Annotated in this window: 17 protein-coding genes; 12 read left to right on the top strand and 5 right to left on the bottom strand. The window is 62.1% G+C overall.

The features are described 5' to 3' along the window. The first annotated feature begins 109 nt into the window (after positions 1-109). The 4 genes from HWE17_RS19130 (at position 110) to HWE17_RS19115 (ending at position 2,032) form a co-directional block, all read left to right on the top strand. Positions 110-643: a hypothetical protein gene (locus HWE17_RS19130; protein ID WP_176389818.1), complete on the top strand. Its 534-nt coding sequence runs from the start codon at positions 110-112 to the stop codon at positions 641-643. Positions 644-874: 231 nt separating this feature from the next. Continuing rightward, on the top strand, positions 875-1,300 hold the full coding sequence (locus tag HWE17_RS19125) for a hypothetical protein (protein WP_176389817.1): 426 nt from the start codon (positions 875-877) through the stop codon (positions 1,298-1,300). 1 nt (position 1,301) lies between these two features. Continuing rightward, positions 1,302-1,601 (top strand): hypothetical protein, encoded by a 300-nt coding sequence (locus HWE17_RS19120; protein WP_176389816.1) that lies wholly within the window; start codon positions 1,302-1,304, stop codon positions 1,599-1,601. A 17-nt stretch (positions 1,602-1,618) separates the two neighbouring features. Continuing rightward, positions 1,619-2,032 carry a hypothetical protein gene (locus tag HWE17_RS19115; protein WP_176389815.1) on the top strand — a complete coding sequence of 138 codons (414 nt, stop codon included), beginning with the start codon at positions 1,619-1,621 and terminating at the stop codon, positions 2,030-2,032. 43 nt (positions 2,033-2,075) lie between these two features. Here the strand turns inward: HWE17_RS19115 and HWE17_RS19110 are convergent, their stop codons facing one another. Both HWE17_RS19110 and HWE17_RS19105 read right to left on the bottom strand, forming a co-directional pair. Further along, on the bottom strand, positions 2,076-3,935 hold the full coding sequence (locus HWE17_RS19110; RefSeq protein WP_176389814.1) for a phytase: 1,860 nt from the start codon (positions 3,933-3,935) through the stop codon (positions 2,076-2,078). Positions 3,936-3,952: 17 nt separating this feature from the next. Continuing rightward, positions 3,953-6,490: a TonB-dependent receptor gene (locus HWE17_RS19105; protein ID WP_176389813.1), complete on the bottom strand. Its 2,538-nt coding sequence runs from the start codon at positions 6,488-6,490 to the stop codon at positions 3,953-3,955. A 306-nt stretch (positions 6,491-6,796) separates the two neighbouring features. Here HWE17_RS19105 and HWE17_RS19100 point away from each other — a divergent pair, with 306 nt between their 5' ends. The 6 genes from HWE17_RS19100 (at position 6,797) to HWE17_RS19075 (ending at position 13,831) form a co-directional block, all read left to right on the top strand. Then, positions 6,797-7,699, top strand: coding sequence for a GGDEF domain-containing protein (locus tag HWE17_RS19100; RefSeq protein WP_099402085.1), 903 nt, complete (start codon positions 6,797-6,799; stop codon positions 7,697-7,699). After that, the gene (locus tag HWE17_RS19095) at positions 7,699-8,724 is read left to right on the top strand and encodes an AraC family transcriptional regulator (protein WP_099377250.1); all 1,026 of its coding nucleotides are present in this window, start codon (positions 7,699-7,701) and stop codon (positions 8,722-8,724) included. Before HWE17_RS19100 ends, HWE17_RS19095 begins: the two co-directional genes overlap by 1 nt. Positions 8,725-8,988: 264 nt before the next feature. Beyond that, positions 8,989-10,383, top strand: a complete 1,395-nt coding sequence (locus HWE17_RS19090; protein ID WP_099402083.1) for a class I SAM-dependent methyltransferase — start codon at positions 8,989-8,991, stop codon at positions 10,381-10,383. Beyond that, positions 10,383-11,726, top strand: coding sequence for a sensor histidine kinase (locus HWE17_RS19085; RefSeq protein ID WP_176389812.1), 1,344 nt, complete (start codon positions 10,383-10,385; stop codon positions 11,724-11,726). Before HWE17_RS19090 ends, HWE17_RS19085 begins: the two co-directional genes overlap by 1 nt. 1 nt (position 11,727) lies before the next feature. After that, entirely contained in the window at positions 11,728-12,825 is a 1,098-nt protein-coding gene (locus HWE17_RS19080; RefSeq protein WP_176389811.1) for a hybrid sensor histidine kinase/response regulator, read from the top strand. Further along, positions 12,818-13,831, top strand: a complete 1,014-nt coding sequence (locus HWE17_RS19075) for a response regulator (RefSeq protein WP_051958603.1) — start codon at positions 12,818-12,820, stop codon at positions 13,829-13,831. Before HWE17_RS19080 ends, HWE17_RS19075 begins: the two co-directional genes overlap by 8 nt. 58 nt (positions 13,832-13,889) lie before the next feature. On the opposite strand, the gene HWE17_RS19070 is transcribed toward HWE17_RS19075, so the two are convergent. Continuing rightward, positions 13,890-14,417 carry an SRPBCC family protein gene (locus HWE17_RS19070; RefSeq protein ID WP_176389810.1) on the bottom strand — a complete coding sequence of 176 codons (528 nt, stop codon included), beginning with the start codon at positions 14,415-14,417 and terminating at the stop codon, positions 13,890-13,892. Positions 14,418-14,621: 204 nt separating this feature from the next. Here HWE17_RS19070 and HWE17_RS19065 point away from each other — a divergent pair, with 204 nt between their 5' ends. Beyond that, on the top strand, positions 14,622-15,407 hold the full coding sequence (locus tag HWE17_RS19065) for a DNA/RNA non-specific endonuclease (protein WP_176389809.1): 786 nt from the start codon (positions 14,622-14,624) through the stop codon (positions 15,405-15,407). Between the two features lie 24 nt (positions 15,408-15,431). Next, complete coding sequence (locus tag HWE17_RS19060; protein WP_176389808.1) at positions 15,432-15,686, top strand: hypothetical protein; 255 nt, start codon at positions 15,432-15,434, stop codon at positions 15,684-15,686. 15 nt (positions 15,687-15,701) lie between these two features. Here the strand turns inward: HWE17_RS19060 and HWE17_RS19055 are convergent, their stop codons facing one another. Beyond that, a complete protein-coding gene (locus HWE17_RS19055) occupies positions 15,702-18,038 on the bottom strand; it encodes a M28 family metallopeptidase (protein WP_176389807.1) in 2,337 nt (778 codons plus the stop codon). A gap of 185 nt (positions 18,039-18,223) precedes the next feature. Further along, complete coding sequence (locus HWE17_RS19050) at positions 18,224-21,109, bottom strand: pitrilysin family protein (RefSeq protein WP_176389806.1); 2,886 nt, start codon at positions 21,107-21,109, stop codon at positions 18,224-18,226. Positions 21,110-21,119 lie beyond the last annotated feature (10 nt).

Genomic DNA, 21,119 nt, shown 5'->3' with positions numbered 1-21,119 from the left:
AAAACGAAACGTGCTCAAGAGAAGTTTCTGTTTAAAAATATGACATGCATGGCGGAACGACCGAGTTCGGCCACAAGCGGTCGCTTACAAAAAATTAGGGGGGCGCTTCATGCGCAAAGTCATAGCGAGCATCATTGCATTACTGAGTTTGAAAGGAGCCTTGGCTGGCCAAGAGTCTCCATCAAATTTAAAGCAGATCATTTACCGTGGCGGACTCGTTGTGTTCTCCTTGCCAGATGCGTGGGTGGAAGAGTATGAGCCAGAGGGAGGCGGCGTGTTTTATGCGCCAGGCGACGACACGGGCACCCTCCGGTTAGACGTTATTACTGCCAAGTCCCCGAGTCCGGTATCATCTTCTGCTAGTGGCGAAGTCCTCGCGAAAATTGGATATCCGCATGCAGAAAACCTACCGACTGGAGGCGCCATATCTAAGCATGTTTCTCGGGAAGCGGATCGTGGCGCTCCCATCACCATATATTGGTGGTACGTCGCAAATGTTGTGGAGCCAGACCATGTGCGTATCGCTAGTTTCAGCTACTCGATTTTGAGCTCTCAGGAAAAGTCCGAAAGGACTGCATCTGACCTTTCGTTTATTGAACAGTCAATTCGCAACGTTCGTTTTAGTCCAGTGGTCGGGAAATAGGAATTGGCACATTTGACGAGAAAAGGCCCAATGCTGCCACCCAGAAAATATCTGGTGAAACAGCCCTTCAGGCCTTTGAACGCTGTACTTGACCGCGAGCAAAGTAATCTGCGTTCAGGAACCGTTGTCCGCTTTGGGGAGAGGAACTTGCCGATGACGGCAACCGCCACAAGCGGACCTTAGAATTCGAACACAGCGTACCTTTACCTTAGCGAGCCGCCACATTCACCCATGGAAAAATTAGACGAGAAGATATACATCGAGCTTACCGCCCTGTCTGAGCAAGGGAATCAGCTTGCGAAGGAACGAAGGTACGAAGATGCAAAAGCGAAGTTTTTGGACGCTTTACGATTAATTCCGGAACCTCATACGAAGTGGAACGCTGCAACGTGGCTCTACACGGCTGTTGGTGACATGCATTTTCACTTGGGCAATTTCGAGAAAACTAGACGATGTTTTTCAAACGCAGTTCAATGTCCGGGCGGACTCGGAAATTCGTATGTTCACCTCCGGCTTGGCCAAGCAAATCTAGAGCTCGGTGCTGACGACACAGCGGCCGACGAACTCACAAGAGCCTACATGGGCGCCGGACTGAAAATTTTCATGGAAGACGATCCGAAGTATGTCGAATTCCTTGAAAAGCGGATCAAGCTCTAAAATGCGAACGGTCTATTCGAAGTCCGCCAATGTCTGCAATGGGGCGGAAGCGGACGCTACTGTTTTTTGCCTGTTTTGCGGAGTAGGCTGCTGTTTCTTGCATTCGTTGGCATTATTAGAGGTGATGAGTTTTGACGCTATTTCGGCGCGCGTTGACAATGATGGCGCGAACATGGCAAAAAGGATGAAAATAGTGCATCAAGACGATAGCCGTGATTGCCGGATTTATCCTTCTGGTTTGGTGATCGATGAGGTTGCGCTGCATTCCTTGGTGCCCGTCGCACCGCATATTTACCTGTAACTTGGGAGTAGTATTGAATGACTGTTTTTAGTATCGGTGACACCAATTTTGAAGTGGATGTAGCGAAATCAAGCATTAGTCTGGACGCTCATGGTAGCGGCATGCTGGAGCTCAATATTGATATCCACGGCGATGATGATGTGTTTATGCGCTTGACTGAGCCGGAGGATGCGGAATGGTCATGGGCGCTGTATCCGCCGGCGTTTTTCCTGCACGGCTTGCGCATACCGCAAGGGCAGGGAGGAGCGTTTGCGATCGGGGTGCTCGATACGCATCCAGAGGCGGAGGAGTCGGGTATCTACATGATGGAGTACGGCGACGTATCGGCTGTTAACATTATCGAATTGTCGGCACGGCGCCTGCTTGTGTCGGGCATAGTGGACTTATGCGCTAGGCGGCTGCCATTTCATATCGATATGCCGCGCACATAGTGGAGGGGCCGCTCCCAAAGGGACCGGCCCCTGCTGTTCTAACTTAATCCAGCCCCAACGCCTTCGCCACATCCCCCCACGCCACATACTTGAAGTTCTGCGGTCCATCGGGCAAGCGCTTGTAGCCGTCCTGGATCACCAGCATGCCTTGCGCATACGCGCCGCCCAGGTTGACGGAGGTGACATCGAGGCCATCCGTTTCCGAGGTGCCGTCGAGGCCGGCCGGCAAGTTGAAGCCCACCTTGAAGCGGCCGCGCACCTTGTACGGCGCTTGGGCGTCTAGCACCACGTAGCTGCTGTCGCCCTGGCTGGAAACGATCAGGTAGCCAGAATCAGCCTTGCCGTCCGGTTTGCGGTAGATGGCCATGCCTTCCACGTCGGCCGTCAGGTTCGCTCCCACGGGCAAGACCATGGTGAGGGCGTCCGGCTTGGCGGCGTCGGCCGAGGTGGTCCAGATGCCGCGCGTTTCCTCGCCAAGGAACAATCTGCCGTTGGCGTCGTCAGCCACGCAGCCTTCCGGTTGCGTGGCGACCTTGAAGCTGCGCAAGAGGGTGGCGCTGAACTTGTTGCCGTTCATGCCGATGCTGTATTGCTGGAAGGTGCCGTCCTTGTCGTTGATGAACGCTTGCACGCCGCCGCTGGCTGGCTGGTACAAGCACATGCCGTAGATGCTTTTCAGGCCGGTAGGGAAACGGCCCGCTTCCGCGACGATGCCATCGGCGCTGATGGTGAACAGCATCATGCTGTTGTCGTCGCGCTGGGTGGCCACGGCCAGGTCGACCTTGTTGCCATTCAATTGGATATTCTGCCGCACATCGACATTGTTCAGGCGGCCTACTTCCAGCAGCTGCGTCTGCTTGCCTTGCAGGTCGTAGACGAGCAGTCCTTGCTTCTTGTTGGTGCCGAGGATGCGCGCATTGGCGGGGTTGCTGGACAGCCAGATGGCCGGATCATCGGCCGCGTCACCCTGGCGCGCCATCGGTTCCGTCTGCGCTTGCGGGGCGATGATGGCCACCGCAGGCTGCGTTTCCGCCTTGCCCGTCCATTTCAAGGGCCGCGCTTGCCAACCGTTCTTGCCGCGCAGCAGTAGCGATTCCTTGTCCAGCGCCAGCTGGCTGTCACCCTTGCGCACGTTCAATGCGACGGCTTGCGGCGGCAGGGCGGTCCACTTGCCGCCCTGGCGTGCCAGCAGGTGCAGCTTTTCCGCCTTGCCGTCGAGCACGGCCACGCCACCGGGCAACACGGCCAGCGCGCCAGCACCGCCGTCCAGTTGGCCATACGGCTTGCGCAGGGCCACCACTTCGCGCTTGCCCATGCCTTCGGATTCGGCGTCATACGCCCACACGCCCATGTTGGACTCGCTCACCAGCAGGCGCTGAGCGCCATCGTCGACCCGGCAATGCTTGGCGTGCGGCGGCAAGGCCAGCTTGCGCACCAGCTGACGCTGCTCGCCCTGCATCACCCACTGTTCCGCTTGCCCATCCTTACCGATCAGGAACAGATGATCGAGCTGCTGGGCGTCGCGGTACAAACACGACGCTTCCACGGAAAAGGTGGGGACGGGAAACGGCGCCAGCTTGACCAGCTTGCCGGCCTGCACATCGACGGACACGGGAAGCGGGCGCTGCGTGTCCGCTTCCAGGAACACGGCCAGCACCTTGCCGCCATCGATGCGCGTGTCGAGCTGCTTGGCACGCACGGCGATGCTGTCCTGTTCCTGGCCGGCAGCGTTGAACAGATGCAAGCCATGCTTGTCGAGAAGCAACCAGCCGCCGCCGGGCAGACGCGCCAGTTCTTCCGCTTCCTGCGTGAAGGAAGGAACAGTCTGGTTAGGTGCGGCTTGCACCGTGCCCGCGAGGCAAAAGGCAGCCAGCAAAGCGCTGCAGAGTACGGTTTTTTTCATGGTAGGTAAAATCATCATCAGAAGGCGCTGGCTTTCAGGCTCACTTTGAAAGTGCGGCCGTATTGTTCGTTCTGCACGTTGTATTGCTTCGTGCCTTGGTAAACATAGTATTTCTCGTTGTTCAGGTTGGCCGCCTCGAACATCAGCTGGAACTGTTTGTTGATCTGGTAGGACAGCGAGAAATCGAGCTGCTTTTGGCTGGCGACGATATGGTCCTGGCTTTGGTCGAGGATATCGTTGCCCATTTCCAGCAGATACGGCGACTTGTAGTTGAGGGCCAGGCGGGCGCTCACCGGTCCCGTTTCATAGCCCAGCATCAAGTTCATCACCTGGTTCGACTGGCCCGGCAGGCGGATGTCGCGGTTCATCTGTTTGTTGCTGGCCTTGTCGAAGCGGCCGATTTGCGCGCTCGACGTGCTCAGGGTGCCATTCACGCCGACGAGGAATTTATTGAACGGCGCCGGCAGCATGCGCAGCGGCTGCATGTAAGCCAGTTCGATGCCTTTGACTTTGGCTGCGTCGCCGTTCGCATACGAGGTGGCCATCGTGTAGCCCGTCCATTGACCCGTGCCGGCCAGGTTGGTCGTGTAGGTAAAATTCTTGATGTCCTTGTAGAAACCGTAAGCCGACATCACGCCGTCGTTGCCCAGGACTCTTTCGATGCCGAGGTCCAGATTGTTTGCTTTCAAGGGTTTCAAGTCCGGGTTACCGATCACGGCTTCCGTGTTGCTGGCCAGGCTGATGCCCGGCGCCAGCTGGCTGAAGTTGGCGCGCACCACGGCTTGCGTCCACGCGGCCCGCACGCTGGTCTTTTGATCCAGGTCATAACGGGTTTGCAGGTTTGGCAGCCAGTTGGTGTACGAACGTTCGCGCGTCAATGGCGTCGCGACGCCGGCGCTGTTCACTTGCGAGCCGGTCGCCTCGAAACTGGTACGTTCGGCGCGCACGCCGCCGAGGATGTGCCAGGCGTCGAAGTCGTAGCTGTTTTGCACATACATGGCGTTGATGTCTTCATGCATGCGGTAGTCGTTGATGATCGATTCCGTGGCCAGGCGCGCCTTGGCGCGGTCCAGGCCGGCCACTCTGGCGCGGATCAGCGTGGGGTCGAGCGCCACGCCGATGTTGCCCAGGTCGTAGTCGAGGGTATGGCCTTGCACGAAATTGCTCATCGAGGTGGAACCGCCACCCCAGTAATTGCCGCTCGTGGCCTTGCTGCTGTTATACGCCCATTGATCCGTGTCATTGGTTTTTTCGCGGCGGCTGACTTTCGCGCCGAATTTCAGGGTAGCGATGTCGAACTTGCGCGCCAGGTCGATGCGTGCATGGTGTTCATTGTCCTTCGAGTAGCGCTTTTGCAGCGTGATGGCATTGAGCGCGTAATTGGCCGGGTCGTACAGCGAGGCGGGGCCGCTCAATTTCGGCTCCTGCGTATCCGTGAAGCTGATGCCGTTAAAGTTGCTGAGGCCCCGGAAACGGCCGTCGTTCAGGGATTCCGGCGTGTCCTCGGTGGCGCGGCTCATGCCGCCTTTCACGTCCAGAGTCCAGTCGCCCGATTTCTGCTGCGTGCCCAGCACGAGCGAACGCACTTGCTGCGTGTATTTGCGCTGGCGGATGCGGCGCTCGGCGCGCGCGCTGGCCGTCTGCTCTTCGGCCAGGCTGCCGCCCGCGATATTGCTGATGGTCAGGCGGTCGCGCACTTCATTGTCGGAAAATTCGCTCACAAAAGAGCGCAGGAACCAGCTGTTGCCCGCTTCGGGGCGGTAGTCGAGATTGACGGCCAGGGCGCCGCGCTTGCGCACGGGCAGGTAGTCGCGCAATTCCAGGCCCGACAATTTCCCCTTGCTCCAGGCGCCACCCGTTTCCACGTCATCGGAACCGAACGAGCGCTTTTCCGCGCTCAGGCCGGCTGCCACGCCCAGCTTGCCGTCGAGGAAGCGCTGGGCCCACAGGGCGCCGCCGCTGGGGCTGGTTTTGCCCGTCTTTTCATCGTAGCTGGCGCCCACGTTGGCCGACAGCAGCTTGCCCGGCAAGTCGAAGGCGGACAGCGATTTGACTTCGACCGTGGCGCCCAGCGAGTTGGCGTCCATTTCTGGCAGCAAGGTTTTCGACACTTCAAGAGTGCGGATCAGGCCGGCAGGCAGGATGTCGAGCGCCACAGCGCGGCGGCCCGCTTCCGGCGACGGTACGAGGGCGCCGTTGATGGTGACGGCGTTCAAGTCCGGCCCAAGACCACGCACCGTGATATAGCGGCCTTCGCCCTGGTCGCGCTGCACGGATACGCCGGGCAAGCGGGCCAGCGCTTCGGCCGCGTTTTTGTCCGGCAAGCCGCCGATATCGTCGCTGCTGATGACGCTGATGATGTTGTCGGCTTTCTCTTGCGCGGCGATGGCGTTGCGCAGGCTGGCGCGCTGGCCGCTGACGACCACGGTGGCGGCCGGCTGGCCGTCCTCACCTTGCGCTTGTGCATGGCTTTGACCGCTGAAGACGGCCATGATGCCGAGGGCCACGGCCGTCAGGCGCAGCGGGGAGGGGAACGATGTGTGCATGGTTTTCATGAAGAGCTCGGTTAGGGGAGGGAACCGGGCGGATTCTAGGCAGCAAATATGACGGTTGCGTGACAGGCAAGGGCTTGCCGCCCTGAAAACAACGGCCTGTGAACGCTTTGCGGCCAGAAATGAAACATGGTGAGCTGAAATGACCTGCCGCCGCAGGGCGCATGGGCAATGGCATGCCGTATTTGCATCAGCGCCCAAGGTAATGCTGAGCCGTTTGCACCTGCCGCACGGGCGTGGGGCATGTCATCGTGCCGTCATGGGCGGGCGCTATCGTGGCGACAGCACCACTTTTAAAGGTTTTCCCACATGCTGCCATTGCACCGTAACAGCCTGATTGCCGCCGCACTGGCCTTGCCCTTGTTCTTGTTCCTGTACGCCACTTTAGGGCACCCTAAACCGATTGCCGTCTGGAAGTGGATGGATATCGTCTGTGAAGGCGGCACGGCCGTCATGGCAGGCATCTGGTTTTTGTTTACCCTCAGCAGCCGTCCGCGCGGACTGGTGACGAGTTTGATCGCGGGCGGCCTGTGCGCCATCATGCTGGGCTCCTGGGCCGATTGCCTCGATGAATTCTTTGCCGTCGATAAGAGCGCCGTATGGGATAACTGGCTCGAAGCCTTGATTCCGTTCGGCATGCTGGTGCTGACGATCGGCATGTATTACTGGCGCCAGGAACAGTTTCGTCTGAACGAGCACCTGCAAAAGCGCGAACGCCTGTTCCGCGACCACCGCGCCTTCGACCGCATCACGCAGCTGGCCGACGCCAGCTATCTGCGCACGCAGATGCGCCTGGAGCAGGAGCGCCGGCCCGGCCTCGATTGCGCGCTGGTCTTGCTCGACATCGACAGCTTTCATTTGATTAACCGCGAATACGGCCACCGCGAAGGCGACCGCGTGCTGCAAGCCGTCGGCCACATGCTGCTGTTGAACTTGCGCAATGACGATTTGCTGTGCCGCTATGCGGGCGACCGCTTTGCCGTGCTGATGCCGGGCGTGTCGCGCGAGGATGCGGCCGTGAAGGCGCGCCACCTGTGCGCCATGGTGGGGCAGATGCGCCACCACGCCAACGATAACCGTGAAATCCGCCTGAGCCTGCGGCATGCGTGCTCGCTCACGGATGGCGTGCCGGAAGTGGTGCTGGCCGAGCTGAGCCGGGCCGTGGAAACGCCACGCTCCGGTGCCGGGATCAGTGCCGCCGCGCCTGCCTGATGCCGCTGAACCAGCAGGGCGATCCCAGCATCGCTGCCCACCATCAGCCGGCACTGGTGCTCGATTACGCGCGCAGCAGGGAACTGGCTGTGGCGCCGCTGCTCAAGGGCACGGGTCTCGACGGGGGCGCGCTGCCGTCCGCGGAAAGCCAGGTCAGCGCCGCGCAATACCTGCAATTGCTGGCCAACGTGGCGCGCGGCCTGGACAGTGCCGACACCAGCTTCATGCTGGGCCAGCAAATGCTGCCCGGCCATTACGGCGCGGCCAGCCACGCCTTGCTGCAGGCGCAGAATCTGCGCCAGGCGCTCAGCATCCTGTGCGACTTTCATACCTTGCTGTGCCCGTTGCTGCAACCGCGCTTGCGCGAGGCTGGCGACATGCACGTGCTGTACTGGGTCGATGCGTTCGGCGCGCCGAGCCAGCTGCCTTTTCTGGTCGAAATGCACATGACGGCGCTGGCGGCCATGTGCCGCTGGCTGGCCGGAGAGTCCTTGCCGTGGCGCTTCTGCTTCAACCGCGCGCGGCCCCGCCACGTGGAGCAGCATGAAGTGCACCTGGGCCAGGCCCTGCGTTTCGATTGCCAGGTCGACGCCATGCTCATCGATTCCAGCTGGCTCGATAAACCCTGGCCACGCGGCAATGCCACAGCAGCCGCGCTGGCCTTGCGCGCGGCGGCCCTGGCGCCCGTGCCCGCCGCCAGCCTGCTCGGCGCGCTGTACGACTATCTGCTGGCGAACATCCGCTGCGCCCCCACGCTGGAGCGCACGGCGCAGGAATTCGGCGTCAGTCCCGCCACCCTGAAGCGCCACCTGGCGCGCCATGGCACGCATTTCCAGGCCGAGCTGGACCAGGTGCGCGCGCACAAGGCGATTTATCTGTTCCAGGCGCATGGCTACGACAACGATGCCGTGGCCGCCTACCTTGGCTTTCATGATGCCACCAACTTCCGCCGCTCGTTCAAGCGCTGGACGGGGCAAACGCCGCAACTATTGCGTCACGCGCTGGCCTTGTTCGTCGCTGGATGATCGAAGGCGTTGCGCGCCAGCGCCACGGACAGTCGTTCCTGAGGGAACAATTGCTCGTTCTGCTACATCCATAGTACACTCGATCAGAGAGCGAACAGACGCGCTTTGAGGCGCTCCGGCACGGCGTCACGCGACGCCGCAATACCGCCATTTTGATGGCGGTGCCGGCGGCAAACGACCGGTGTGCCGTGCCTTAACCCAGCCTGGAATCTGGTGTCACCAGTGTGGTGCGCCGGGAACCGGGCAACTTGATAATGCTCAATCGTGTATTCACAATCGCAGATCGATCCAGTCGTCAGTTTCCGCAACACCCAGGGTGAGGCGGTGCGCGGCACGATTTTCAACTTGCAGCGCAATTCGCTGGTCATGGAAATCTACAATCCATACTCGATTGTGCAGGTCAGCGAAGTGCTCAATGACGTGACGGTGCGCATGGGGGCGAAAAACGCCTACGTGGGCAAGGCCGTCGTCATCAGCAGCGTCAACACGGGCCTGACCGCCATCGTTTCCGTGACCCTGATCGACGAGTGGCGCGAGCTGAGCGACGTGGTCGTCGTCAAGGGCGCCGTATTGAAAGAGTCCAGCGCCTTTGTCGCCGGCTGGGGCGAGCGCTTCCGCATCCGCCGCGATTACCAGATCGTTGTCAACGAAATGCGCGCCTTTTTGTCGGAAGTGGCGCGCTGGGTCGAGCAGGTCGACTTGTCCGATTCGCTGCCGAAGGAAAACGGCCGCCTGCGCCCCGACATCTTCGATGAACTGGCCCTGCCGCTGATGGAGCAGACCCAGCTGTACCTGCGCCAGCTCGAGGTGGAAGCGTCGCTCGTCGAGGAAGAGCGGGCGCCGGCCCACCGCGCCTTCGCCCAAGCCGCGCTGCACCCCTTGATCCTGCGCGCGCCGTTCGTCTTCCGCACGTTTACCAAGCCGCTCGGCTATGCGGGCGACTACCAGATGGTCAACCAGCTGCTCGACGATCCACGGCAAGGGCCGAGCACCTATTTTCAGATCGTCAATGCGGCCTTTTTGCAGGCGGCCGTGGCCACGGCGCACCGTAACCGCATCGATATCCTGACGGAATTCCTGTCGCAAAAGGCGGCCGCGGCGCGCGTTGCCGGGCGTGTGTATAAAGTGCTCAACGTGGGCTGCGGCCCCGCCATTGAAGTGCAGCGTTTCCTGGAAACCTGTCCGGACGCGCAGTGGCTGGCCTTCGAGCTGGTCGACTTCAGCAGCGAGACCCTGGACTGGACGCGTGCGCGGTTGACCACCATCATGCAGCGCACGGGAAGAGTGGTCGAGATCGATTACGTGCACGACTCCGTGCACAACCTGCTCAAGCGCCGCCATGGCTCGGGCGTCACGGGCTTGCCCGGCAGTTTCGACGCCGTGTATTGCGCCGGCCTGTTCGATTACCTGTCCGACAAGGTCTGTGCGCGCCTGCTGATGCACTTCGCCTCGCGCGTGGGGCCGGGCGGACGTTTGCTCGTCACCAATGTGCACGCGAACAATCCGGGCAAGTTCGGCATGGAGCATTTGCTCGAATGGCATTTGATCTATCGCAATGAAGAGGGGCTGTCAGCCTTGCTGCCCGAGCACGCGACGGATCCGCTGATCTATGTCGATCCCACGGGCGTGAATGTGTTCGCGGAAGTGAGCATTCCTTGATGGACACTCCAGGCCTGCACGCTGGCTACACGGCCGTTTTGCGCGACTTCCGCCTGGAATTCAGCCGTGGCGGGGCCTACACGGGCATCGTGCTGATCTTGCTGGGCATGGGCCTCGATTCTGCCCTGTATCCGGACAAGCAATCGGCGTTCACCAGTGCGCGCATCCTGGTGTCGGTGCTGATTTTTTGCGTCGTGCTGGCCATGCGCACGCGCTGGGCGCAAGACCGCATTCAGGGCCTGACCTTTGTCTGGCTGATCCTGCCGCAAATCATGATCGCCTGGATGATCGCCGTCACGGAAGGCGCCACCTCGATCTATTATGTGGGCATGACCCTGGCCATCTATTCGTCGGGCATCGTGCTGGCTTTCGGGCTGTGGCAAAACATGGTCTTCGGCGCCATCTCCTGCCTGCTGTACGTGGCCGCCTGCGCCTGGCATGCGGGCGGCTTCGACCTGGCCGGCACGTTCGTCGTCAACTGTCTGTTCCTCATCATGTCGGCCAGCATCAGCGCCGTATTTACCTATTTTAATGAGCGCGCCCGCTTCATGCTGTTCCAGTTGAAGGCGGAAGTGGCGCAAAAGAATACGCAGCTGGAAGAAACGAATAAGAGCCTGGCCGATATCAAGGGGCAGATGCTGCAGCAAGAGAAAATGGCGGCCATCGGCACCCTGGCCGCCGGCATGCTGCATGAAGTCAATAATCCCGTGAATTTCTGCATGATGGCCATCGAGGTGGCCATCGAAGACCCGGCCGCCAAGCAAAGCGCGCTGGTGAGCGAATGCCTGGCCGACGCCAAGCAAGGCATGCTGCGCGTGCAGCACATCGTGTCCGACTTGAAAACCTTTGCCTATCGCAAGAGCGGCAACCAGCTGGAGACGGGACACTTCCAGTTTCGCAGCGCGCTCGACGCGGCCATCCGCCTGGTGGGCCATGAAACGAAAAATGTCAGCATCAGCCACGACTTGCCGGTCGATACCCTGGTGCGCGGCGACGAGGCGGCCATCGTGGGCGTGCTGATCAACTTGTTGGGCAATGCCGTGCTGTCCATGCGCAAGGGCAATGCGCCGCCGTTCGAGATCCGCATCACGGCCCACTGGGACGACAACCGCCTGCGCATCAGCGTGCGTGACAATGGTCCCGGCATCGCGCCGGAAAACCTGGCGCGCGTGTTCGAACCGTTCTTTACCACGCGTGAAGTGGGGCAGGGCCTGGGCCTGGGCCTGAGCATCAGCTATGGCGTGATCGAGCGCCACGGCGGCACTCTCAGCGCCGAAAGCGAGCTGGGCGCGTGGGCCAGCATGAATTTCGACTTGCAGCGCTCCGATTGGGAGGGCCGCTAGCATGGACAGCGATAGCCGCGCCAGCGTGCTGTACGTGGACGACGAAGCGCTTGCCTGCAAGTATTTCGAGCGCGCCGTCGGTTCCCGCTACCGGGTGCTGACGGCGCAGAGCGTCGATGCGGCGCTCGCTCTGCTGCAGGACGAGGCTGGCCAGATCGACGTGCTCGTCACCGATTACCGCATGCCGGACCGCCTGGGCAGCGAGCTGCTGCAGGAAGTGGCGCAGCGCTATCCGCACATCGTCTGCATGCTGGTGACCGCGTATGCGGACAAGGACGTGCTGCTCGAACTGATCAACGGCGGCTCGCTGTTCCGCCTGCTGGAAAAGCCGCTCGACCTGGCCGCCATGCAAACGGCGCTGGAACTGGCCGTGCAGACGGGACGCGAGCGCGCCGCGCGCCGCCAGGGCCTGGTGGCGATGGAAGAATCGCTGGCCTTCCTTGCGCATGAATTGAACACGCCGCTGGCGGCCATCGCCAATTTTGCGCGCGGCATCGCGCGCCGCGCGCAGGCGGATTCCGCACCGCAGGCCGAGATCGGCGAAGCGGCCGCCTTGATGCACGACAATGCGCGTTATTGCCTGTCCGTGCTGGCCAGCTTTATCGACACGGTGCGCCTGGCCAGCGCCGGGCCCGGCATGCAGGGTGGCCGCCGCGCCGGCAGCGCGCGCCAGTTGCTGGACGCCTTGCTCGACAGCTATCCCTTGAGCGCGGCACAGCGCGCCGCCATCACGGTCGACATGGGCGACGATTTCTCCATCGCCGAGTCGCCCAATTGCGTCGCCCTGATTTTATCGTCCGTGCTGGCAAATGCCTTGCGTTCGGCCGGCGAGCAAGCCCATCCGGCGATCGGCATCCGCATTGACGCCGGCCGCATCACGGTGCGCGACAACGGCGCCGGCATTGCCCCCGAGATCGTCGAACAGCTGTTGATCGACCCCGTCAGTGCCAGCGGCGGCGAAGGCAAGGGCTGGGGCATGGTGTTTTGCCACCGCATGATGCAGTCGTTCGGCGGCAACCTCGATATCGCCACCGAGTTTGGCACTTCCACCACGGTAACCCTGAATTTTCCAGTACATATAAGGAACGAGCATGATTGACGCCAATCTGCGTTTGCCGGCTCAGCGTGAGTCGGCGCAAGGCTTGCCGACGATACTCTATGTCGATGACGAGGCCAACGCCCTCAAATATTTCCAGCGCGCCATCGCGCCGCTGGCCGACGTGCTGACGGCTACCTCGGTCGAGGAGGGCAAGCGCATCCTCGACGAGCAAGCCGACCGCATCGCCGTGCTGGTGTCGGACCAGCGCATGCCCGGCGCCTACGGCAACGAATTGCTGTCGTATTGCTGGGACCGCCATCCGCACATCGTGCGCATTTTGACCACCGCGTATTCCGAGCTGGAGCACACGGTGGAAGCCGTCAACCAGGGGCAGATCCACCGCTACATCCAGAAGCCGTGGGATATCGCGGCCCTGCGCATGGAACTCAAGCAGGCATTGGAACTGGCGCGCTTGCGCAACGAACACGCCCAGTTGCTGCGCGAAAAGCTGATGGTGCGCCAGCGGCAAGCCGTCGCCAACCGCATCGGCACCCTGTACGCCCTGTGCGCCAGCCTGGCCGGTCCGGAGCAGCAGTTGCCGGTGGAAGCGTATTTGTCGGCGGCCCTGACGGCCGGGGTCACGCCGCCCGAGCCGGACTGGCTGTTGATGGACTATGCCGACCTGGTCAGCTCGGAAGCCTTCCGCGGCACGGCGTTTGCCGCCGCCGTGCGCCAGCAGCTCGACACGCTCGAGCGCGAGCATCCGGGGCGCGGCGTGGAGCATGTGATCGACATGCTGCTGCCTGTGGTGGGCGCGGCGCTGCAAAACCAGGGCGGCACGGCGCTGTTTCTCGACGGCCGGCTGCTGACGGAATTCCTGGAAACACCGACCACGGCGCCTGTCTCGGCCCTGCACTCGTTCTGGCTGGCTACCTTGCTGTGGCTGGCGCGGCGAGGCTGGTCCTTGCAGCTGAGCAAGACGGAACTGGGTTTGCAAGGCAAGATGGTGCAGGCTGAACCGGCACTCACACCAGACCACCTGGCGGCCTGGATCGAGCAGTTCTGATCGGGTATCAAGTAAAACAGGGCCGCGCGGGCCCTGTTTCTCGTGGCGGTGAGCAGGCTTAGCGCTCCGACGCCGCCTTCAGGCTGTTCAAGCCTTTTTCAAAGTCCTTGCCGATCATGCTATCCATGCTGACGAAGACCGTCATGACCTTGCTGACGTAAGGGCTGGGGCCCGTCATGGTCCAGTTCACCCTGGTGCTGTCGCCTTCTGGTGTCATGGTAAAGGTGGTGGTGTTGTGGCTTTCGAACGGTTTCAGGAAGTCGAGCTTGATGACGGTGCGTTCGGGCTGGGCCGCTTCCGTGATTTCCATGCGGCCGGCGCCCACCTTGTCATTGCCCGTCCAGGCATATTGCGCGCCCAGGCCGTTGGCCGGACCCGTAAACGTGCGGCGCATGGCCGGATCGAGCTTTTCCCACGGCGACCAGGCGGCCCAGTAATGGAAGTCCGTGATCAGGGCGGCGATTTTCTCGGGCGGGGCCTTGATGGTGATTTCGCGCTGGACACTGAAGGTGTCGGGTTTGGTGGTGGCATAGCCGAGGATGGCGGCGACGACGACAACGATCAGCAGCAGGGTTTTTTTGATCATATGCTCTCCAAATCTTGAATGGTCGATGCGAACGAATCAAGGCAATCTTAGCAGATATGAATGGCTGTGCGCGGCCTGTTGGCCTTTATTTGCGCCAGCGCGTGGCAGGGCCGCATGCGGCCTTGCACAGGGGCGCACGGCAGGATTGTGGTAGGGCGCCCGCGTCCGCTAGAATGCTGGCCTGCAAAGATTTCAGAGGGAAATATGATTCAACGATCGATCGCCAGGCTGACTCTGGCGTGCGGCTTGCTGGCGTCCGCCTTTGCCGCGAACCTGGCGCATGCCGATGCCTGTCCCGCCCATTACGTCGATGGCCGCAAGCCGGAAATTACCAACCCCAAGCTGGACGTCGCAACCAAGGAACTGTGCTACAACGTGTTTGGCGTGATGCACTCGGGGATTACGCGCACGCCGCTGTGGTCGGCTGAGCACTTGACGGCGAACAACCTCGAAGCGGCGCAGGATTTGTCGCGCGAAAATTCCTTCCATGCCGAACGCAAGCTGCCCGCCGCCCAGCGCGCGGAACTGGCCGACTATGCGCGCAGCGGCTTCGACCGTGGCCACATGGCGCCCAACGGCGACATGCCGGATCGCCAGAGCCAGCGCGACAGCTTTACCCTGGCCAACATGGTGCCGCAGGATGCGCGCAACAACCGCTACGTATGGGCCGGCATCGAGGGCGCCGTGCGCAAGATGGCGAAGAAAGAGGGCGATCTGTACGTGATCACGGGGCCGGCTTTTATTGGCGGCAACCTGCGCAAGGTGGGAAGAGTCATCGTGCCCAGCCATTTGTACAAGGCCGTGTACAGCCCGCGCCAGCGCGCCGGCGCCGCCTATTTCATAACAAACACCGATACCAAGGCCTACGAGGTGTTGAGCATTGCGCAACTGGAAGACAGGATAGGCATCGATCTGTTACCGTCGCTGACGCGCCAGCAAAAGTTGCGCATGCTGAGTTTGCCCAAGATCAATAGCAAGTCCAGGAAATAACAAGACCGTCGAAAAGGAAATACCATGTGCGCAAAGAAATTCGTCCCGTATGCCAATGAAAGCGATGTGCTGGAGATTGGCAACCTGAGCATCGAAAACCGCATCGACCGCATCAGCCTCAGCGGCGACATCGACCTGACCCTGGACAAGCCGGGCCTGGCCCTGGCGAAACAGCTGCAAAAACTGCTGGCCGACGTGGTGGCGCAGCTGGAAAAGCAGGACCTGCCCGACCAGCTGCCGCCGCCCGAGGTGACGTCGGTGGCCAATCCCTTCGAGTGACGCTGGCGGGAAAGTCTACTGTGCCGCTTTGGCGGCGCGATAATAGCCTTTCCTGCTGATCTCTTCCGGCGCGTTCGCCACTGCATACGCGCTCAGGGCGATGGCGATGGCCGAGTATTGCTGCGCCGCGCTGAAAGGCTGCACCTTGTCATACGTGTCGAGCAGCGTGTGATGCACGCGCGCATAGTCGAAATCGCCGAGCACGGTAAATTTCGGCGTCGGCACGCCATGCAGGCTGAAGACGGCGTCATCGCTGCCGGCCCGCGCGTTCATTGCCTTGCTGGCATCGCGCGGCACGTCATTGATGCTGGCGGCGAAGCCAAACACGGGGTGGATGTCTTGCAGCGCCCGTTCGACCCGGCCAAACACGGGTTGCCAGGCCGTGGGAATCGCGATGCCGTCGATGGCGCCGGGCCGGCCGTCGCGGTTGAGCATCATGACGATATTCTTCAATTCACCCGCATGCCGCTCGGCGAACGCGAACGATCCCTTGCGGCCGATTTCCTCCGCGCCGAAGGCGACAAACATGATGGTGCGGCGCGGCTTCGCTTCGGATAACGCCAGCAGGCGCATCGCTTCGAGCATGGTGGACACGCCGCCGCCATTGTCGGCCGCGCCCGTGCCGCCATCGTAGCTGTCGAGGTGGGCGCCGATCAGCACGATTTCCTCGGGCTTGTCCGTGCCGGGAATGCGGGCGACGACGTTGTGATACGTCACCGGGCCAGGATAGAACCAGTTGCGGATGTCAAATTCCAGCGTGACGGTTTCGCCGCGCGCCAGGCGCTGGCGCATGTCCGTGTACTGTGGCGCGGCCAGCTTGATGTCTGGCAAAGTCGGCAGGGCCGCCCAGGTGGCGGGCGCGGCGCTGGCGGCATACAGCGGTTCTTCGCCGGACTGGATGGTGCCGAGGGCGCCAGCGGCCATCAGCACTTGCGTGATGGCCCTGGGCTTGTGGATGGTGCTGCCATCGCGCCCGCCGCCACCGTTTTCGCCGCCCGTCAGCACCCATTTGCCCTTGAATTGCGCGGCGCGTTGCCGCGCCTCTTCCACGGTGGCTGGCCCCACGATGGCCAGTCCCTGCTGCACGCCATGCGTGCCGGCCGTGTAGGCGGGTGTCGCCAGGCGCAGGGGCTGCGCCTGGGGCGCCAGCATCCTGCCCGACCAGGGACCGCGGTTGAAGCCGACGGGCATCTGGCCCGCTTCTTCCAGCTCGGCTTGCACGCCCCATTGCCGCAGTTGCATGCGCGCCCATTGCGCCGCATGCGTGTAGGCATCGCTGCCGGCCATGCGGCCGCCAAAGCGGTTGCTGAGGATGTCGAGCCACTCCATCGCGCGCGGCTCGCTGGTGCCCAGCGCCACGATCCGGCGCGCCGTGGCGTCGTCCGATGGCGATGATGCAGGCTGGATGACGGCATCCCTGCCGGACAGCGCGGCCAGGAAAGCGGGCAGCCTGTCTTGCTGGCGCGCCGCCAGCGCCGCATCCAGCTTGGCGGAACGGTGCCGCTTATCCTGGCGCAGCAGTGTTTCATAGGCGCCCAGCACGCCCTGCATCCCCGCCAGGTCGCTGGCGCCTTGTTGCCCGGCCTGCTCCCGGTGTTCGATCTGGAAAGCCATCACGCTGGCCAGGTATTGAAACACCAGCGCCTCGCGGATAGTCGCCTGGCTGGCGATGGAGAGCCAGCTTTCCAGCGCGCTGGCCGGTAGCGTGAAGTCGGGAATTGCCTCAATCCATTCTGTTAGCCAGGCGCCGTCGCGCTGTTGCACGGCCAGGGGATCGCGCTGCGCCTGTGTTGCCATCCGCAGCACGCGCGCGCGCTCGGTCGGTGTGGACGGGCCGCGCGCGGTGCCGCCTGATGTTGCTGCTGCGGGCGGCAGCGCCGGCGGCACATAGCGTTCCTGCAGCCGCGTGCCGCTCACGGGCTTGGGTTCGTTCTCATCGGTTTCGACCAGGCGTTCGCCGCTCAGCACGTCGCCCTTGGCTTGCAAGGTCCAGCGTATCGTTACCTCGGTGCTGACCTCCTTGCCGTTGCGCCCAGTGCTGACGCGCTTGCCGCTGTGCCGGAGGATGGTGCCGTCGGGGCCGGCCGTGCCATGCACCGTGCGCGGCGGCGTAAGCTGGCCCCGTTCGTCGAGCCACGCGATCGTCGCGCGCAAGCCGCCTGGCTCTTCGCTAATGTCGAGTATGCCCGTGTCGATCAGGTCGACGTCGACGCCATTTGTCGTGGCCGTGCCCGTCGCCGTCTGGAATTGCCACTGTCCGGCGAGGGAGGGAGCCTGGGCGTACAGGGCGCCCGGCAGGGCGGCAACGGCGAGGACGCAGGTGGCGTAAAGGTGGGGAGGGAACAGGTGCATGGATATCCTTGTCGTGGTTTTCGCTCTGGAAGAGTCGAAAAACAGTATGCGGATAACCAGATTGCCAAGATGCTACTTTCCGACCAAGGCCGGGATTGGCGGACTGAAGGCGGGTTTGGCCGGGCCGAAGAATAGATCAACCTCATCCGGCAAGCTGCGTCGGACGAGGTTGATCTGGCACAAACTTACTTGGCGAAGGCCTGCGCCGCCGGCGTCACGGTGACGGCGGACGGCTGGATGTTCAGCTTCATCGCGCCGATGACCTTGTCTTCATCGAGCAGGGCCTGCGGCTTGTTGCCGTCGTACTTGATGGGAGAAAACGCGTCACTGACGAGCTTTTCCTTCAAGCCGGCCCCATCCTTGGCAACGATCACCACGGACAGGTTTTTCGCCGACAGATGTTGCTTGATGGCGCGGTTGACGTCTTGTACCGTCAGCTTCGACAAGCCATCACGCATCAGCTTGGTAAATTCCGGCGTGCCATACCATTGCGAATCGAGCGCATAACCGAGTTGCTGGTCCTGCGTCGACGTCATGACGAAGACGTTCTTCATCAGGTAGTCGCGCGTGGTGGCGAAGTCATCCTGCGTCAAGCCGTTGTCGATGAGCTTGCCCAGTTCCGTCAGGGCCACGCGTAGCGCGAAGTGGGCGTTGTCGGGCGCCACGGGGCGTATCCAGATTTCGAACAGCTGCGCCTTGCGGCCCAGGTTCGGGTTCGGGAAGAACTGGTACATGCCGCGCGGGAAGGCTTCGATGTATGCGTAATCGCCATAGTTCATGCCGCGGAGTTCGCGGATGCGCTGGTACAGGTAGGAATTCGAGGCGCGGTGCTCGCCCAGCCACGTCTTCGCCAGCCACAGGGCGGGGAAGTCCGGGTGCGTGCGTGTCACGTCGAGCGGCAGGCCGAACGAGATGGCCGTGGCACGCGTGTTTTTCTCGATGATTTCCACTTCCAGGCCCTGTGCCTTACGGCCCGCAGGTTTCACGGTGGCCGGCAAGCCGGGGCCGGCCGGCAAGCTTGTCAGCGACTGCGTCAGCGACGCCGTCATGGCGTCCGTCACATCGCCGGAAATGCCCACCTTGACGGCGCCTTGCGCATACGCGCTCTTCCAGAATTGTTTCACGTCGTCCAGGGTGATGGCGTCGATGCCGGCAAGCGTGCCCAGCACCGGGTGGCCGTACGGCGTGCCCGCATACACATTCGTTTGCAGGCGTTCCTTGGCGAATTCTTCTTCGTTATTGTCCTTCAGGTCCAGCAGCAGCGCATTCTTTTGCGCATCCTTCAGGCGGCGGAAGTCGTCTTCGCGAAAACCCGGCGAGAGCAGCAGCGGCAGGGCGATGGCGTTGAACTGCGTCCAGTTATCCCGGTGGATGGAACCCGTAAAGGTCGTCATTTCCTTGTCCGTCTGCTGGCTGAAACTGCCGGCCAGCGGGAACAGGGCCTGGTTGACTTCGTCGGTCTTGCGCTCGGACGAACCACCGGACGCCACCATGGCGGCCGTCAGCGCGGCCAGGCCTTCCTTGCCTTGCGGATCTTGCGCGGAACCGGCCGTAAACAGCAGCTTGTAGCGGATCTGCGGCAGCGCGGATTTTTGCACGAGCACATCGAACTTCGCGGTCGAGGCGGACGGCAGCAGGCTGGCCAGTTTTGGCGTGGTGGCGATGGCGGCCGCCATCGGCTGGTGCGACAGGGTCGTCACCACCAGGCCCTCGTCCGTCAGGTATTTGCGCGCGGCTGCCTGCAGGTCGGCTGGCGTCAGCGTATCGATCAGGCGGTAGTACTGGTTGATGGTGGCGTACGAGCGGTCGAAATGCACGAACGACGCCAGGGTGCCGGCGATTTGCTCCGTGTTGTCGAGCGAGCGTATCAAGCCGTATTTTTCGGCCGACTTGGCGTCCGCCAGGTCTTTTTCGCTCACTGGCGTATCGCGCAACTGGGCCACGGTTTTCAGGATGGCGTCGCGCACATAGACGGCGTCATCGATGTTTTTCACGCGCGCACCCAGCACGGCCAGGGTCGGGTCGACCCGGTCCGGCGTCATGTCGAACAATTGGTCGACCTTTTGCTCGTTTTGCACCAGGCGTTTATACAGCGGCGAGGTGCGGCCGAACGACAGCGACAGCAAGGTTGCCAGCGCGGCCTGGTCCTTGTCCTTCACGGAAAACGCGGGCGCGTGGAAGCCGACGGCCACCCACGGCAGGGTCGGGGTGGGCCAGGCCACGTGCTTGTAGACGGGGCCGCGTGGCGCGGGTTCCTCGGGCACGGCCGCCTGTTGCTTGCCACGCTGCCAGGTGCTCCAGTATTTTTCCACCAGCGCGATGGCTTGCTGCGGCTCCACGTCGCCGGCGATGATGATGGTGGTGCGCTCGGGACGGTACCAGCGGTCGAAGAAGAGCTTCGAATACGCGTACTGGTTCGGCATGTCTTCGATGTCCTGGATAAAACCCATCGTCGTGTGCTTGTAGGTATGCGTCGTGTAAGCGCTGTCGCGCATCACTTCGAACAGTTTCGAGACGGGATTGGCGCTGTTCTTGTTGTACTCGCCCAGCACGGCCCGCGATTCCGTCTTGAACGCGTCTTCCGCATAGTCGAGGTGCTGGAAGCGGTCCGCCTCCACCTTCAGCACGGTTTCCAGGTCTTGCTTGGCAAACGTCGTGTGGTAATTCGTCAGGTCGTCGCTCGTGTACGCGTTCTGGCGCGCGCCGGCGCGGGTGATGACTTCCTGGTATTTCTCGGGCGGATAGGCCTTGGTGCCGCGGAACATCATGTGTTCGAAGAAGTGGGCAAAGCCGGACTTGCCCGGCTCGACTTCATTGCGCGAGCCCGTCTGCACGGGAATCTGCAGGGAGACGAGGTTCGGGAAACCGGTCGGCACGATGATGATCTTCAAGCCATTGGGCAGGGTCTTTTCCGTCGCCTTGAACGGCAGCAAATCGGCTTTGCTGGCGGCGGCGGCGGCGGCGGTGTTGGCGGCAGCCGGTTTGACGGGCGCGGCGCCCAGATTCGACGCGGCCATGGCCGAAAGGGCCAGGGCGAAAGCGGGTAATAAAACGGGCATGATTCTTGACACGGGGGCTCCT

This window comes from Janthinobacterium sp. BJB401 (assembly GCF_013372745.1).
GTDB lineage: Bacteria > Pseudomonadota > Gammaproteobacteria > Burkholderiales > Burkholderiaceae_D > Janthinobacterium > Janthinobacterium rivuli.
The sequence above is the reverse complement of the archived record's forward strand: the minus strand, read 5'-3'. Positions and strand labels throughout refer to the sequence as shown.

Excerpts from the sequence above, each read along its gene's own strand:
- HWE17_RS19130 (WP_176389818.1), top strand. The coding sequence starts at position 110 with ATGCGCAAAGTCATAGCGAGCATCATTGCATTACTGAGTTTGAAAGGA.
- HWE17_RS19125 (WP_176389817.1), top strand. The coding sequence starts at position 875 with ATGGAAAAATTAGACGAGAAGATATACATCGAGCTTACCGCCCTGTCT.
- HWE17_RS19120 (WP_176389816.1), top strand. The coding sequence starts at position 1,302 with ATGCGAACGGTCTATTCGAAGTCCGCCAATGTCTGCAATGGGGCGGAA.
- HWE17_RS19115 (WP_176389815.1), top strand. The coding sequence starts at position 1,619 with ATGACTGTTTTTAGTATCGGTGACACCAATTTTGAAGTGGATGTAGCG.
- HWE17_RS19110 (WP_176389814.1), bottom strand. The coding sequence starts at position 3,935 with ATGAAAAAAACCGTACTCTGCAGCGCTTTGCTGGCTGCCTTTTGCCTC.
- HWE17_RS19105 (WP_176389813.1), bottom strand. The coding sequence starts at position 6,490 with ATGAAAACCATGCACACATCGTTCCCCTCCCCGCTGCGCCTGACGGCC.
- HWE17_RS19100 (WP_099402085.1), top strand. The coding sequence starts at position 6,797 with ATGCTGCCATTGCACCGTAACAGCCTGATTGCCGCCGCACTGGCCTTG.
- HWE17_RS19095 (WP_099377250.1), top strand. The coding sequence starts at position 7,699 with ATGCCGCTGAACCAGCAGGGCGATCCCAGCATCGCTGCCCACCATCAG.
- HWE17_RS19085 (WP_176389812.1), top strand. The coding sequence starts at position 10,383 with ATGGACACTCCAGGCCTGCACGCTGGCTACACGGCCGTTTTGCGCGAC.
- HWE17_RS19080 (WP_176389811.1), top strand. The coding sequence starts at position 11,728 with ATGGACAGCGATAGCCGCGCCAGCGTGCTGTACGTGGACGACGAAGCG.
- HWE17_RS19075 (WP_051958603.1), top strand. The coding sequence starts at position 12,818 with ATGATTGACGCCAATCTGCGTTTGCCGGCTCAGCGTGAGTCGGCGCAA.
- HWE17_RS19070 (WP_176389810.1), bottom strand. The coding sequence starts at position 14,417 with ATGATCAAAAAAACCCTGCTGCTGATCGTTGTCGTCGTCGCCGCCATC.
- HWE17_RS19065 (WP_176389809.1), top strand. The coding sequence starts at position 14,622 with ATGATTCAACGATCGATCGCCAGGCTGACTCTGGCGTGCGGCTTGCTG.
- HWE17_RS19060 (WP_176389808.1), top strand. The coding sequence starts at position 15,432 with ATGTGCGCAAAGAAATTCGTCCCGTATGCCAATGAAAGCGATGTGCTG.
- HWE17_RS19055 (WP_176389807.1), bottom strand. The coding sequence starts at position 18,038 with ATGCACCTGTTCCCTCCCCACCTTTACGCCACCTGCGTCCTCGCCGTT.